Origin of the sequence: Chelatococcus composti (genome assembly GCF_014201415.1) — a bacterium.
GTDB lineage: Bacteria > Pseudomonadota > Alphaproteobacteria > Rhizobiales > Beijerinckiaceae > Chelatococcus_A > Chelatococcus_A composti.
In genome coordinates, this window is the sequence record NZ_JACHEH010000004.1 from 397,237 (window position 1) to 410,816 (window position 13,580).

General features: G+C 68.2%; 15 protein-coding genes and 1 riboswitch. Of the genes, 6 read left to right on the forward strand and 9 right to left on the reverse strand.

The features are described from left to right. Positions 1 to 26: 26 nt before the first annotated feature. From HNQ73_RS10675 to coxB, 8 genes are all read right to left on the reverse strand, one after another. Positions 27 to 773, reverse strand: coding sequence for an SURF1 family protein (locus tag HNQ73_RS10675; RefSeq protein ID WP_183334970.1), 747 nt, complete (start codon positions 771 to 773; stop codon positions 27 to 29). After that, the gene (locus HNQ73_RS10680) at positions 770 to 1,144 is read right to left on the reverse strand and encodes a DUF983 domain-containing protein (protein ID WP_183334822.1); all 375 of its coding nucleotides are present in this window, start codon (positions 1,142 to 1,144) and stop codon (positions 770 to 772) included. Before HNQ73_RS10680 ends, HNQ73_RS10675 begins: the two co-directional genes overlap by 4 nt. A 113-nt stretch (positions 1,145 to 1,257) precedes the next feature. Next, positions 1,258 to 2,112: a cytochrome c oxidase subunit 3 gene (locus HNQ73_RS10685; protein WP_183334823.1), complete on the reverse strand. Its 855-nt coding sequence runs from the start codon at positions 2,110 to 2,112 to the stop codon at positions 1,258 to 1,260. 52 nt (positions 2,113 to 2,164) lie between these two features. Further along, on the reverse strand, positions 2,165 to 2,764 hold the full coding sequence (locus tag HNQ73_RS10690) for a cytochrome c oxidase assembly protein (RefSeq protein ID WP_183334824.1): 600 nt from the start codon (positions 2,762 to 2,764) through the stop codon (positions 2,165 to 2,167). 7 nt (positions 2,765 to 2,771) lie between these two features. Next, positions 2,772 to 2,966: a hypothetical protein gene (locus tag HNQ73_RS10695; RefSeq protein WP_183334825.1), complete on the reverse strand. Its 195-nt coding sequence runs from the start codon at positions 2,964 to 2,966 to the stop codon at positions 2,772 to 2,774. Beyond that, a complete protein-coding gene (locus HNQ73_RS10700; protein ID WP_183334826.1) occupies positions 2,966 to 3,940 on the reverse strand; it encodes a heme o synthase in 975 nt (324 codons plus the stop codon). Before HNQ73_RS10700 ends, HNQ73_RS10695 begins: the two co-directional genes overlap by 1 nt. A gap of 139 nt (positions 3,941 to 4,079) precedes the next feature. Further along, entirely contained in the window at positions 4,080 to 5,702 is a 1,623-nt protein-coding gene (gene ctaD / locus HNQ73_RS10705) for a cytochrome c oxidase subunit I (RefSeq protein WP_183334827.1), read from the reverse strand. Between the two features lie 68 nt (positions 5,703 to 5,770). Further along, entirely contained in the window at positions 5,771 to 6,625 is an 855-nt protein-coding gene (gene coxB, locus HNQ73_RS10710) for a cytochrome c oxidase subunit II (RefSeq protein WP_183334828.1), read from the reverse strand. A 408-nt stretch (positions 6,626 to 7,033) separates the two neighbouring features. On the opposite strand from coxB, the gene HNQ73_RS10715 reads away from it, so the two are divergent. The 6 genes from HNQ73_RS10715 to gcvPB all read left to right on the forward strand — a co-directional run bounded on the left by HNQ73_RS10715 (position 7,034) and on the right by gcvPB (position 13,031). Continuing rightward, the gene (locus tag HNQ73_RS10715; RefSeq protein ID WP_183334829.1) at positions 7,034 to 7,561 is read left to right on the forward strand and encodes an invasion associated locus B family protein; all 528 of its coding nucleotides are present in this window, start codon (positions 7,034 to 7,036) and stop codon (positions 7,559 to 7,561) included. Positions 7,562 to 7,732: 171 nt separating this feature from the next. Next, positions 7,733 to 8,194: a hypothetical protein gene (locus tag HNQ73_RS10720; protein ID WP_183334830.1), complete on the forward strand. Its 462-nt coding sequence runs from the start codon at positions 7,733 to 7,735 to the stop codon at positions 8,192 to 8,194. 94 nt (positions 8,195 to 8,288) lie between these two features. Beyond that, a riboswitch (glycine riboswitch) is annotated at positions 8,289 to 8,386 on the forward strand. Between the two features lie 147 nt (positions 8,387 to 8,533). Further along, positions 8,534 to 9,670, forward strand: coding sequence for a glycine cleavage system aminomethyltransferase GcvT (gcvT, locus tag HNQ73_RS10725; protein WP_183334831.1), 1,137 nt, complete (start codon positions 8,534 to 8,536; stop codon positions 9,668 to 9,670). A gap of 48 nt (positions 9,671 to 9,718) precedes the next feature. Then, on the forward strand, positions 9,719 to 10,093 hold the full coding sequence (gcvH, locus tag HNQ73_RS10730) for a glycine cleavage system protein GcvH (protein ID WP_183334832.1): 375 nt from the start codon (positions 9,719 to 9,721) through the stop codon (positions 10,091 to 10,093). 29 nt (positions 10,094 to 10,122) lie between these two features. After that, positions 10,123 to 11,463, forward strand: a complete 1,341-nt coding sequence (gcvPA, locus tag HNQ73_RS10735) for an aminomethyl-transferring glycine dehydrogenase subunit GcvPA (protein ID WP_183334833.1) — start codon at positions 10,123 to 10,125, stop codon at positions 11,461 to 11,463. Beyond that, on the forward strand, positions 11,463 to 13,031 hold the full coding sequence (gcvPB, locus tag HNQ73_RS10740; protein WP_183334834.1) for an aminomethyl-transferring glycine dehydrogenase subunit GcvPB: 1,569 nt from the start codon (positions 11,463 to 11,465) through the stop codon (positions 13,029 to 13,031). The genes gcvPA and gcvPB overlap by 1 nt, the downstream gene beginning before the upstream one ends. A gap of 77 nt (positions 13,032 to 13,108) precedes the next feature. Here the strand turns inward: gcvPB and HNQ73_RS18155 are convergent, their stop codons facing one another. Next, positions 13,109 to 13,576, reverse strand: a complete 468-nt coding sequence (locus HNQ73_RS18155) for a porin (RefSeq protein WP_183334835.1) — start codon at positions 13,574 to 13,576, stop codon at positions 13,109 to 13,111. Positions 13,577 to 13,580 lie beyond the last annotated feature (4 nt).

The window sequence follows — 13,580 nt, forward strand, 5'->3', positions numbered from 1 at the left end:
ACCTCCTCCCTGCCCCGGCTCCCGGCCTAGGTCTTCCCCTTCAGCCGCCGGATGGCGAAGGCGACGAAGACGCCGACAAGCCCGATGGCAAGCCCGAGCCATGTCAGCGCATATTCGAGGTGGTTGTTGGGAAAGCTCACGCGCGTCAAGCCGCCGAGCGGCAGGCCGCCGGGGTTGGGAGTCCCGTCCGCCTCCACGATAAAGGGGGCGACGCGCGAAAGGCCGAACGCGGCGGCGATGGCGGCCGGATCGCGCGTGAACCACTCGCCGCGGGCCGGGTCGTCGGCGGGCACGAACCAGCCGCGCTCCTGGGGCTCGCGCATGACGCCGCGCACCACCACCTCGCCCTCCACCTGGCCGGCAGCGCGGGTTGCGGGATCCCGGTTGACGAGCGGCACGAAGCCGCGGTTTACGATGACGATCGAGCCGTCCGGACGGACGAGCGGGGTGAGCACGTAATAGCCGGCTCCGACGCGGCCATGCTCATCGCGCGGCGTGTTGCCGTGCACCAGCACCTCCCTGTCGTGCAGGAAGCGGCCCTGCACGACGACCGGGCGGTATTCGTCGTTCTCCGCCCGCCAGGCCGGCCAGTCCGCCTCGGGCGGCAGCGGGACGGGCTCGGCATCAATGCGGGCCTCGATGCGCGCGAGCAGCGCCTCCTTCCACTCCTTGCGCGAGAACTGCCAGGCGCTCAGCGACAGCAGCACCGCAAGCGCAAGGAGCGTCAGGACACCGGGAAGGATGAGGCCACGCCAGCGTGCCGCCACGGCTATTTCTCCAGCCGGCCTTCCGCGGCCTTGTGATGGTATTGCAGGGCGATGAGCACGCCCTTGAGCGGACGCAGCATGCCGAGGCACACGACGAGCGCCAGCGGCAGCGACAGGACCAGATGCAGCCAGAACGGCGGCTCATAGGTCAGCTCGAGCCAGAGCGCGAAACCGCAGACGATGAAGCCGCCGAGCAGCATGACGAAGACCGCCGGCCCATCGGCCGAATCGGCGAAGCTGTAATCGAGCCCGCAGGCGCTGCACCTCGGCGCGACCTTGAGGAAGCCGCTGAACAGGCGCCCCTGCCCGCAGCGGGGGCAGCGCCCGCTGAGGCCCGTCGCGACGGGGGACTGGGGCGCGTGATCGTCGTGGGCCATGTCTCATCCTCCTCGATTACGGCCTCGGGCGGCCTGCCCTTCCAACGCAAGAGGGGCGGCTGCGGCCGCCCCTCCCGTCGCATCACGGCTCTGCGCCGGAACCGGTCTGTGCGTCAGTGCGCGGCGGGCGCGCCCGCACCCCAGACGTAGATGGCGGCGAAGAGGAACAGCCACACCACGTCGACGAAGTGCCAGTACCAGGCCGCGAACTCGAAGCCGAGGTGCTGCTTCGGCGTGAAGTGGCCAAGGTAGACGCGCAGCAGGCAGACGGCCAGGAAGATGGTGCCGACGATGACGTGGAAGCCGTGGAAGCCCGTCGCCATGAAGAAGGTGGCACCGTAGATGTTGCCCGAGAAGTCGAACGTGGCGTGCGAGTACTCGTAGGCCTGCACGACGGTGAAGAGCAGGCCGAGCGCCACCGTCAGCCACAGCGCCTGCTTCACGCCGGCGCGGTCGTTGTGCAGCAGCGCATGGTGCGCCCAGGTGACCGTCGTGCCCGAGGTGAGCAGGATCAGCGTGTTGAGCAGCGGAAGGTGCCAGGGGTCGAAGGTTTCGATGCCCTTGGGCGGCCAGTGCCCGCCGGTGAACTCGGCACGTTCGAACTGGATGGCCTCGCCGGGGAACAGGCTGGCGTCGAAATAGGCCCAGAACCAGGCAACGAAGAACATCACCTCCGAGGCGATGAACAGCAGCATGCCGTAGCGGTGGTGCAGCTGCACGACTCGGGTGTGGTCGCCCCTCTCGGCCTCGCGCACCACGTCGGTCCACCAGCTCATCATGGTGTAGAGCACGCCGATGAGGCCGGCACCGAAGACATAGGGCCCCGCCTTGAGGCCGGCCATCGACAGGTCCTTCATCAGCATGATGGCGCCGCAGGCCATGACGAAGGCACTGACCGAACCGAGGAGCGGCCACGGGCTCGGATCGACGAGATGGTAGTCGTGATTCTTGGCGTGAGCTTCGGCCATTTGTGTTGTCTCCGGGTCCCTCGGTCCTTGCTCGCGTAGGCGCGTTAAGCGTTCAAAGGCTCGACTTGTCTGCCGCCTGGCTGGCGGCCGTCACCGGCGCGCCCCCCTTGGCGGGAAAGACGGTGTAGGAAAGCGTGATAGCGCGAATGTCCGCTATGTCACGCTCGTTGACGATGTCGGGATCGACATAGAAGACGACCGGCGCCTCCACGGTCTCGCCCGGCTGCAGTGTCTGCTCCGAGAAGCAGAAGCACTGGATCTTGTTGAAATACGCCCCCGCCAGCTCGGGCTGGACGTTGAACGTGGCGATGCCCGTCGTCGGACGGTCGCTCGTGTTGGTGAACTTGTACATCACCGTCTTCGTCTCGCCGAGCTTGACGGTGACCTCCCGGGCCTCGGGCGTGAAGCGCCAGGAAATGCCCGGCGCGACATTCGAATCGAAGCGCACGGTGATCTCGCGCTCAGACTGGCGCGTGGACGGGCCGACGCTCACCTGCGGCGTGCCGCCGTAGCCGGTGACGCGGCAGAAGAGCTCATAGAACGGCACCGCGGCGTAGGCGAGGCCGACCATGCCGACGGCCACGCCGGCACAGATGAGGGCCGTGCGCCGCACGGCTGCGTTCACCCTGGGATCCTGCCCGTTGCTGCCCATGCCAACCTCACAGCGGCCTGTTCAGGACATTCTCGCCGAGCCGCGCGATCGTCATGGCATAGAACAGCACGGCGAGCAGCCCGAGAACGACACCGATCGCGATGTTGCGCCCGCGGCGGCGCCTGGCCTCCTCGGGCGACATCTGGGGCGGACCTCCCTCCACAGCGCGCTCCCTGTCGTCGTTGGGGTCACGATCGTTCATCAGCGTCCCCAACCGGTGAACAGGCTGCCAAAGCCGAGCGACTGCTCGGCGAGCAGCGTCGCGAAGAGAAGGAAGAGATAGAGCACGGAGAAGGCGAAGAGCTGCTGCGCCGCCTTCACCGCCGCCTCTCCCTCGCGGCAACGCAGGACGCGCCAGGCGAGCGCCACCATGCCGAGGCCGGTGATGCCGGCCACCGTGGCATAGACCGCGCCGCCGAAACCGAGCGCCACCGGCGCAAGGCCCACAGGGGCGAGCAGGAGCGTGTAGAGCATGATCTGCCGGCGCGTCGCGTCCGCGCCGGCGACGTTCGGCATCATGGGCACGCCGGCGCGGGCGTAGTCCCCGGCCTTGACGAGGGCGAGCGCCCAGAAGTGCGGCGGCGTCCACAGGAAGATGATGGCGAACAGCGCGAGCCCGTCGAGGCTGACGTGCCCCGTCACAGCCGCCTCGCCGATCATGGGCGGGAAGGCGCCCGCCGCGCCGCCGATGACGATGTTCTGCGGCGTCGCCCGCTTGAGCCACATCGTGTAGACGACGGCGTAGAAGAAGATGGTGAAGGCGAGGAAGGCCGCCGCGAACCAGTTCGACGCAAGGCCGAGCACGAGCACGGAGCCGACCGACAGCGTCATGCCGAAGGCCAGGGCCTCGCCAGGCGCGATGCGGCCGGCCGGGATGGGCCGCTGTGCCGTGCGCGTCATCACCGCGTCGATGTCGGCATCCCACCACATGTTGAGGCAGCCCGAGGCGCCGGCACCGATGGCGATGGCGAGCAGCGAAGCGAAGCCGAGCACCGGGTTGATGTGGCCGGGCGCAGTCACCATGCCGACGAGCGCCGTGAAGACGACGAGCGACATCACGCGCGGCTTCAGCAGCGCGATGTAGTCGCCGACGCTGCCTCCATAGACCGACGCATGCCCCGCGCCGGCCGCCTCGCGGCGGCCCGTCTCGGCCAGTCGGTCGCTGATCATCGACATAACGCCATACCCATTCGGTTCAACGCTTCCGGCACCTTCCGGTGCCTCCGCCTCTCGGCGGGAGGCCGCATCTCGGCCTCCGGCGGAGAAGCGGCGGCCGGGACCTGCCCGGCCGCACGCCTGTCTCGAAGCCTGAAGATCAGTGGCTGGAGCTCGTGATCTTCGGCAGCGTCTCGTACTGGTGGAACGGAGGCGGCGAGGACAGCGTCCATTCCAGCGTCGTCGCGCCCACGCCCCACGGGTTGTCGCCTGCCCGCTGCTTGCGGATGAAGGCGAGTGCCACGCCGTAGAAGAAGATCAGCAGGCCCGCGGCAAAGATGTAGGAACCGATCGAGGAGATCATGTTCCAGCCGGCATAGGCGTCCGGATAGTCCGCATAGCGGCGCGGCATGCCGGCGAGGCCGAGGAAGTGCATCGGGAAGAACAGCATGTTCGCACCGATGAACGCCACCCAGAAGTGCAGCTTGCCGATCCAGTCCGGGATCACGTAGCCCGACATCTTCGGGAACCAGTAGTACCAGCCCGCGAAGAGGGCGAAGACGGCGCCGAGCGACAGCACGTAGTGGAAGTGGGCCACGACGTAGTAGGTGTCGTGCAGAGCGCGGTCGGCACCGGCGTTGGCCAGCACGACGCCCGTCACGCCGCCGATCGTGAACAGGAAGATGAAGCCGATCGCCCACACCATCGGCGCGGTGAAGCGGATGGAGCCGCCCCACATCGTGGCGATCCAGGAGAAGATCTTCACGCCCGTCGGCACGGCGATGACCATCGTCGCGAAGACAAAGTAGCGCTGCGTGTCGAGCGACAGGCCCGCCGTGTACATGTGGTGCGCCCACACGATGAAGCCGACGATGCCGATCGCCACCATGGCGTAGGCCATGCCGAGGTAGCCGAAGATCGGCTTCTTCGAGAAGGTCGACACGATGTGGCTGATCACGCCGAAGGCCGGCAGGATCATGATGTACACTTCGGGGTGGCCGAAGAACCAGAACAGGTGCTGGTAGAGGATCGGGTCACCGCCACCGGCCGGGTCAAAGAAGGTCGTGCCGAAGTTGCGGTCCGTCAGCAGCATGGTGATGGCGCCGGCCAGCACGGGCAGCGACAGCAGCAGCAGGAACGCCGTCACCAGCACGCCCCAGGCAAAGAGAGGCATCTTGTGCAGCGTCATGCCCGGCGCGCGCATGTTGAGAATGGTGGTGATGAAGTTGATGGCACCGAGAATCGAGGCCGCACCGGCGAGGTGCAGCGCCAGGATGCCGAAGTCGAGCGCCGGGCCCGGATGGCCCTGAACGGCCAGCGGCGGATAGACCGTCCAGCCGCCACCGAAGCCGAGCGAGCCGGGCGCACCCTCCATGAACAGCGACACCACCAGCAGGCCAAAGGCTGCCACGGTGAGCCAGAAGGAGATGTTGTTCATGCGCGGGAACGCCATGTCCGGCGCACCGATCATGAGCGGCACAAACCAGTTGCCGAACCCGCCGATAAGCGCCGGCATCACCATGAAGAACACCATGATGAGGCCGTGGGCCGTGACGAAGACGTTGAACGTCTGCGGGTTCGAGAAGATCTGCATGCCCGGCTCCTGGAGCTCGAGCCGCATGCCGATGGACAGTGCACCACCGACGAGACCCGCGAAGAGCGCGAAGATCAGGTACAGCGTGCCGATGTCCTTGTGGTTGGTTGAATTCATCCACCGCCGCCAGCCACGCGGCAGGTCGTGGCCGTGGTCGTGCGCTTCGTGGGATGTTGCCGGCGAAGCCATTTGCTCAGCTCCTCGTCAGGCCATTGTTTCTTGTTGTCGGCCGTAATGGGCCGCGACGGTTCGACGGATCATTCGGCCGCGGGCACGCGGCTCGCCACCGTCACGGGACGGCCCGTGGCGGCAAACTTCTGCCTCGCCTCGGCGAGCCAGGCGGAATACTCCTCCTCGCTCACCACGCGGATGGCGATGGGCATGAAGGCGTGGTTCTGCCCGCACAGCTCAGAGCACTGGCCATAGTAGACGCCCTCGCGCTCGGCCCGGAACCAGGTCTCGTTGAGGCGGCCCGGCACGGCGTCGATCTTGATGCCGAAGGACGGCACCGCGAAGGAATGGATCACGTCAGCGGCCGTCACCTGCACCAGAATGTTCTTGTTCACCGGCACGACAACCTCGTTGTCGGTGGCGAGCAGGCGCGGCTGGCCGGGCTGCAGCTGGTCGTCCGGCACCATGTTGGCGTCGAAGCTGAAAGCCTCGCCCTCGTTGCCGGGATACTCGTAGGACCAGTACCAGGCATGCCCCGTCGCCTTGATCACGAGATCGGCCTGCGGCGGCACGAGCTGCAGCTTGAGCAGGCGGAAGGACGGCACCGCGATGACGATGAGGATGAGGACCGGCACCACGGTCCAGATCACCTCGATCATCGTGTTGTGCGTCGTCTTCGAGGGGGTCGGGTTCGCCTTCTCGTTGAAGCGCACCATCACGTAGACGAGGAGCGCCAGAACGAAGAGCACGATGCCGCTGATCAGCCACAGGAGGCCGTTATGGAACTGGCCGATGTAGTGGGCGACCTCGGTCACCGGCACCTGGAGGCCCATTTGCCAGGGCGAGGGCTGGCCGACGCCAGCAAGCGCCGGCTGCGCCAGTGCGGCGAAGGCGAGCGTCAGCGCAAACAAGGGCCGAAAACGAAGAAAATCGATCCGCATCGGTCGTCCGGAGCTCCCGTGGTCGGCGGGGCGCGGTTCCCGGTCTCTCGTCTCGACGAACCGTCCGCCATCGTTCCGTGATACGCAAAACGACGGGCGGCGCACACGACGCCCCCTGTCTTTGATCCAGAGCAAAGACCACAACCCGGCGTGCGGCGCAACGGTGTCGTTAAAATCATTCCATGCGGCATAAACGCGCGAGCCACGTTCTCCCCGCATTTTCCCGTTTGTTTCGCCAAAGTGATGGCTTGCGGTGCCACGGAAGGCCCACCGTTCTTGACAGCCGCAGGCAAGGCATGTTCGGAAACATCCTTCAACGATAGCAGCAGGCGCGGCCGCCGGGTGTGCGAATCGTTCGCACGCGGCCGCAATGTCCGGCCCAAACCGTCTCGAGAGAAAGCCACGCGAATGTTGCGCCGTTCATCTGCTCCGCGTCTCCTGCCCCGTGCCGCAGCCCTGGCCGCTGCACTTGCGGGCATCCTCGTGAGTGGCCAGGCCGCTCTCGCCCAGGGCGCCATCAGGGATACGACCGGCCACTGGCAGACGCGCTGCGAAACTCCGCCGGGCGCGCAGAAGGAGCAGTGCGCCATCGTGCAGAGTGTCGCGGCCGAGGACCGGCCCAACGTGACGCTGGTCGTCATTGTGCTGAAGACGGCGGACGGCCAGAGCCGCCTGCTGCGCGTGGTGGCGCCGCTCGGCGTGCTGCTGCCGGCGGGCCTGGGCCTCAAGATCGACGACACGGACATCGGCCGTGCCGGTTTCGTGCGCTGCCTCAACACGGGCTGCATTGCCGAGGTGCTGATGGACGACAACCTGCTCGGCCAGCTGCGCGCCGGCAAGACGGCCACGTTCGTCGTCTTCCAGACACCGGAGGAGGGCATCGGTATCCCGGTGTCACTCGACGGCTTCGGCGCCGGCTTCGACAAGCTGCCCTGAGGGGCGCGACGGCACGGACGGATCAATAGAAGACGGGTGGAAACGATGCGGTCTGCGGTTTTGCTGGTCTCCCTCGCGGGTCTGCTTGCGGCATGCAGTTCAACCTCCGACGGCGGATCGGCCGAGGGCGGTTCTGCGCTCAGCAATCTGTTGCGCTATGGCAGCACCACCTTGCCCGAGCAGCGTCAGGCGCCGCCGGACGACGTCATCTGCCCTTATGTCTTCATCTCCGACGGTGGGTCGGCCGTGCGCGTGGGCGGCGAGAGCAATGCCTCCCTGCGCTACCAGCTCACGATTTCCGAGACGGCGCGCGAGTGCACGGCGCTGCCGAACGGCGGCATGACGATCAAGGTCGGCGTGCAGGGCCTCGCGCTCCTCGGCCCCGCGGGCGGACCGGGCACCTTCTCCTCGCCCTTCCACGTCACCATCCGTGATGGCAACCGCATCCTCGCCTCGCGCTCGCGCACCGTCTCCGTCACTGTTCCGCGCGGCCAGACGCAGGGCGAATACATGTTCGTGGAGGACGGCTTCACCGTGCCGCCGGACGCCATGAGCGACAACGTCATCATCGAGGTCGGCTTCGGCCGCGGCCCGTCGCAGGCCGCTCCCGCGCGCAGCACCCGCCGGCGCTGATGGCCCGGACACGGGCGGGGCGGCTCCTGTCAAGCCCCCGCCCTGCCCGTTGACAGGACCGGCGCCGCGCTTCATGACTGGCGCGTCAACGTCGATGATCCCCGCGGGAGAGTTCGCCGCGTGCCTGGCACGCGCGACGCCGAAGGCGCAACCGCCCCGGACACGCTCAGGCCCAAGGACCGCGCGGGAGCTGACACTCTGGAGAGCGGGCCTGTCCAGCGGCAGGCCCCACCGAAGGGGGTAACCCGGCCAGCCGGGGAAATCTCTCAGGTTCCCGGACAGAGGGGGCGCGAGCGGGCATCTGCCCGATCGCGAATCCTGTCGCGCGAGGAACCGTCGATGGCGTCTTCACCCCCGGGCTCTGCCCCGCTCCGGCATACGCCGCTGCACAGCCGACACGTGGCGCTCGGCGCCCGCATGGTGCCCTTTGCCGGCTACGACATGCCGGTGCAATATGCCAAGGGCATCATTGCCGAGCATCAGCATACCCGCAAAGCGGCCGGGTTGTTCGATGTGTCGCACATGGGCCAGCTCGCCCTCGTCGGCCCGGACCATGCCAGCGTCTCCCGCGCGCTTGAGGCACTGGTGCCGGCGGACATCCTCGGCCTCGTCCCCGGCCAGCAGCGCTACAGCCAGCTTCTCAACGACCAGGGCGGCATCATCGACGACCTGATGGTGACCCGGCCCCTCGACAGCGACGACCGCCTGCTCCTCGTCGTCAACGCCGCTTGCAAGGAAGGGGACATCCGCCACATCCGGCAGCACCTGCCGGAGGGCGTTGGCCTCGAGGTCCTCGACGACCGCGCGCTCCTTGCGTTGCAGGGCCCGGAGGCCGAGGCGGTACTCGCCCGCCATGCGCCGGAGGCCAGGAATCTCTCCTTCATGACGGCTGCCCCGATGCAGGTCGCCGGAAGCGCCTGCCACGTCTCGCGCTCCGGCTACACGGGCGAGGACGGCTTCGAGATCTCTGTGCCGGCCGACCGGGCCGGCGCGCTGTGGGACCTGCTCCTCGCCGAGCCGGAGGTCGAGCCCGTCGGGCTCGGCGCGCGTGATTCGCTGCGCCTCGAAGCGGGCCTGTGCCTCTACGGCCACGACATCAACGAGGAAACATCGCCCGTCGAGGCGGGCCTCGCCTGGTCGATCCAGCGGCGCCGGCGGCAGGAGGGCGGCTTCCCCGGCTCCCACCGCATCCTGGAGGAGCTGGAGAACGGCCCGCTGCGCAGGCGCATCGGGTTGCAGCCCGAGGGGCGCATGCCGGCGCGCGAGGGCACGGAGATCAAGGATGCTGCGGGAGAGCTCGTGGGCGAGGTGACGTCCGGCGGCTTCGCCCCGACGCTCGGTGCCCCCGTGGCCATGGGCTACGTGGCGAGCGACTTCGCCCGCGAGGGCACGCAGCTCACCCTCGTCGTCCGCGGCAAGGAGATTCCGGCGCAAGTCGTGCCGATGCCCTTCGTCGCGCATCGCTACAAGCGCTGACGCGAGAACCGCCCCGCAAGGGCCTGACAGCTTTCAGAGGATCGACAGATGACCACCTACTACACCAAGGACCACGAATATATCCGCGTCGAGGGCGACACCGGCACGGTGGGCATTTCCGACTACGCCCAGAGCCAGCTGGGCGACGTGGTGTTCGTCGAGCTGCCCGCCGTCGGCAAGACGCTGACGAAGGGCGCCGAAGCCGCCGTCGTCGAGAGCGTCAAGGCGGCGAGCGAGGTCTATGCCCCGGTCTCCGGCGAGGTCATCGCCGTCAACAGCGCCATCGAGGAGACGCCCGCCACGGTCAACGAGGATCCGCTCGGCGACGGCTGGTTCCTGAAGATTCGCCTCAGCAACGCCGGCGAGCTCCAGGAGCTGATGACCGAAGAGCAGTACGAAGACTATCTCAAGACGATTTCCTGACTGCGAACGGGCGATTGGGACGAAGCCGCATGCGCTACCTGCCGCTAACCGACGCCGACCGCAGCGAGATGCTTGCGCGCATCGGCGTCGCCTCCATCGACGAGCTCTTCACCGACATCCCCGAACGCATGCGCATGAAGGCCCCGGCCGACCTGCCGCGGGCCAAGGGCGAGCTGGAAGTGGAGCGTCACCTGGGCGCCATGGCCGCGCGCAACGTGCCGGCCTCGTCCGTACCCTTCTTCATCGGCGCCGGCGCCTACAAGCACCATGTGCCGGCGACGGTGGACCATCTCATCCAGCGGTCGGAATTCCTGACGAGCTACACGCCCTACCAGCCCGAGATCGCACAGGGCACGCTGCAGTACCTCTTCGAGTTCCAGACGCAGGTGGCGATGCTCACCGGCATGGAGGTGGCCAACGCCTCCATGTACGACGGCTCCACCGCCACGGCCGAGGCCGTGCTGATGGCGCACCGCGTGACTCGGCGGCACAAGGCCGTGCTCTCCGGCGGGCTGCATCCCCATTACGCCGAGGTCGTCGAGACCCTGTCCCGCCTCGCCGGCCACGAGGTCCAGCGCCTCACGCCGGATGTCACGGCGAAGGAGGACCTGCTGACGGCCATCGACGACAGCGTCTCCTGCGTCGTCGTGCAGACGCCCGACGTCTTCGGCAACCTGCGTGATCTGCGGGCTGTGGCCGACAAGGCGCACGCGCACGGCGCGCTCCTCGTCGCCGTCTTCACCGAGGCCGTGTCGCTGGGCGTCGTCGAGGCGCCCGGCGCCATGGGCGCCGACATCGTGGTGGGCGAAGGACAGTCCATTGGCAATGCCCTGTCCTTCGGCGGCCCCTATGTCGGCCTCTTTGCCACCCGGCAGAAGTTCGTGCGCCAGATGCCTGGCCGCCTGGCCGGCGAGACCGTGGATGCCGAGGGGCGGCGCGGCTTCGTGCTGACGCTTTCCACGCGCGAGCAGCACATCCGCCGCGACAAGGCCACGTCGAACATCTGCACCAACTCGGGCCTGTGCTGCCTCGCCTTCACCATCCATCTGTCGCTGCTGGGCGAAGAGGGGCTGACGCGGCTCGCCCGCATCAACCACGCCAATGCGGTGAAGCTGGCCGACGCCGTCTCGGCTGTGCCGGGCGTCGAGGTGCTCAACGAGACCTTCTTCAACGAGTTCACGCTGCGGCTTCCCAAGCCTGCGGCTGCTGTCGTGGAGGCCATGGCTGACCGCCACGTGCTCGCCGGCGTGCCGGTGTCGCGCCTGCTGCCCGGCGCCGGCCTCGACGACCTGCTGCTCGTCGCCTCCACCGAAGTGAATACCGACGCCGACCGGGCGGCCTTCGTCTCCGCCCTTACGGAGGTGCTGTGATGCTGAACCGTCAGGGACGTCCCACCGCGCCGGGCGCGGGCGCCGCGAACGGCCATGCGACCTTTACCGGCAACCGCGCGCTCCAGCAGGAGGAGGCGCTGATCTTCGAGTTCGGCCGCACGGACGTGACCGGGGTCGATCTTGATGAGCCGGCGCCCGTCGCCGACCGCCTCGGCGGCCTCGGGCGCAAGGAGCCCATTGGCCTGCCCGGCCTCTCCGAGCCGGAGGCGATGCGCCACTACGTGCGCCTCTCGCAGAAGAACTACGGCATCGACACGGGCCTGTTCCCGCTCGGCTCATGCACGATGAAGCACAATCCGCGCCTCAACGAGAAGATGGCGCGCCTGCCCGGCTTCGCCGACGTGCACCCGCTGCAGCCGGTCTCCACCGTCCAGGGGGCGCTGGCGCTCATGGACGAACTCGCCCACTGGCTCAAGGAGCTGACGGGCATGCCGGCCGTGACGCTCTCGCCGAAGGCCGGCGCGCACGGCGAGCTTGCCGGCATGGCCGCCATTAAGGCGGCGATCGCGGCCCGGGGCGAGGCGGACACGCGCAAGGTCGTGCTGGTTCCCGATTCGGCCCACGGCACCAATCCGGCCACCGCCGCGCTCATCGGCTTCACGGTGAAGCCGGTGCCGGCGCGGGAGGACGGCACGGTGGATCCGGCGGAAGTGGCCAAGCGCGCCGGCCCCGACACCGCCGCTATCATGCTGACGAATCCCAACACCTGCGGCCTGTTCGAGCGCGACGTGGTCGAGATCGCGCGCGTCATTCACGACGCGGGCGGGTACTTCTACTGCGACGGCGCCAACTTCAACGCCATCGTCGGCAAGGCGCGGCCGGGCGACCTCGGCGTCGATGCCATGCACATCAACCTGCACAAGACCTTTTCCACGCCGCATGGCGGCGGCGGGCCTGGCGCAGGGCCGGTCGTCCTGTCGCAGAGGCTCGCCGCCTTCGCTCCTCTGCCCCATGTGCGGCTCGACGAGGGGCGCTTCTCGCTCGTCGAGCATCCGTCGGCCTCCGACCAGTCCCCGCTCGGGCGCCTCACGGCCTTCCATGGCCAGATGGGCATGTTCGTACGGGCGCTCGCCTTCATGCTGTCGCATGGCGCCGAGGGGCTGAAGCAGGCTTCAGAAGATGCGGTGCTCAACGCCAATTACGTCCGCGCCTCGCTCGCCGACGTGATGTCGCTGCCGTTCGGCAACCGCCCCTGCATGCATGAGGTCCTGTTCGACGACACCTGGCTCAAGGGCACGGGCGTGACGACGCTCGACTTCGCCAAGGCGCTGATCGACGAGGGCTACCACCCGATGACGGTCTATTTCCCGCTCGTCGTGCATGGCGCCATGCTCATCGAGCCCACCGAGAGCGAATCGAAGGCCTCGCTCGATCTGTTCATCGCCACGCTGCGCGACCTCGCCTTTGCCGTGCGCGACGGCGACACGGCGCGCTTCACGGGTGCGCCCTACCACGCACCGCGCCGGCGCCTCGACGAGACGCGCGCGGCCCGCCAGCCCGTTCTGCGCTGGACGCCGCCGGCGCCGGTCCCGGAAGCAGCGGAATAGGCCCCCCGCAGCCGCCGCCTTTCCCCTCGACAGTCTGAAGCTGCCCGCCCCCTCCCCTCGCGGGAGGGGGGACGGGTTCAGTTGCCGTTCACGGTGCCGCTGACATAGCCGCGCATCGGACCGAGGCCGGTCGGTATGCGCACGTCGAGCGTTGCACGGCCGCGGGTCAGTGTGCCGCTCGTGCCGTTGCGGGTGAGCCCTTCGGCCCGCACCTGCCCGCCGAGACGCACGCAGGTGTCTGTGCCGGCGATCTGCACGAATCCCGGGCCATGGATGGCGCAATGGCCCACCGAGCTGCCCCGTGAGGGCGGAGGCAGGCGCATCCGCTCGTCGGCGCCTGCCGACGGCGCGCCCGCGGCGATGGCGGCGCCCGCGACGATGAGTGCCACGATGCGGCAAGCCGTGCGTGCCATGTCCGTTCCCCGAACGATCAAGCTGCCATCAATCCACAGGCGAACCGCCTGATCAAGGCCCGGGCGCCGCGGCTTGGCCGGGTCGGCGCAAAAGAAAACGGCCGCCTCAAGGGCGGCCGCCTTGTCGCTCACCGGT

Excerpts from the sequence above, each read along its gene's own strand:
- coxB (WP_183334828.1), bottom strand. The coding sequence starts at position 6,625 with ATGCGGATCGATTTTCTTCGTTTTCGGCCCTTGTTTGCGCTGACGCTC.
- HNQ73_RS10680 (WP_183334822.1), bottom strand. The coding sequence starts at position 1,144 with ATGGCCCACGACGATCACGCGCCCCAGTCCCCCGTCGCGACGGGCCTC.
- HNQ73_RS10695 (WP_183334825.1), bottom strand. The coding sequence starts at position 2,966 with ATGAACGATCGTGACCCCAACGACGACAGGGAGCGCGCTGTGGAGGGA.
- gcvH (WP_183334832.1), top strand. The coding sequence starts at position 9,719 with ATGACCACCTACTACACCAAGGACCACGAATATATCCGCGTCGAGGGC.
- gcvPA (WP_183334833.1), top strand. The coding sequence starts at position 10,123 with ATGCGCTACCTGCCGCTAACCGACGCCGACCGCAGCGAGATGCTTGCG.
- HNQ73_RS10700 (WP_183334826.1), bottom strand. The coding sequence starts at position 3,940 with ATGTCGATGATCAGCGACCGACTGGCCGAGACGGGCCGCCGCGAGGCG.
- HNQ73_RS10685 (WP_183334823.1), bottom strand. The coding sequence starts at position 2,112 with ATGGCCGAAGCTCACGCCAAGAATCACGACTACCATCTCGTCGATCCG.
- ctaD (WP_183334827.1), bottom strand. The coding sequence starts at position 5,702 with ATGGCTTCGCCGGCAACATCCCACGAAGCGCACGACCACGGCCACGAC.
- gcvPB (WP_183334834.1), top strand. The coding sequence starts at position 11,463 with ATGCTGAACCGTCAGGGACGTCCCACCGCGCCGGGCGCGGGCGCCGCG.
- gcvT (WP_183334831.1), top strand. The coding sequence starts at position 8,534 with ATGGCGTCTTCACCCCCGGGCTCTGCCCCGCTCCGGCATACGCCGCTG.
- HNQ73_RS10715 (WP_183334829.1), top strand. The coding sequence starts at position 7,034 with ATGTTGCGCCGTTCATCTGCTCCGCGTCTCCTGCCCCGTGCCGCAGCC.
- HNQ73_RS10690 (WP_183334824.1), bottom strand. The coding sequence starts at position 2,764 with ATGGGCAGCAACGGGCAGGATCCCAGGGTGAACGCAGCCGTGCGGCGC.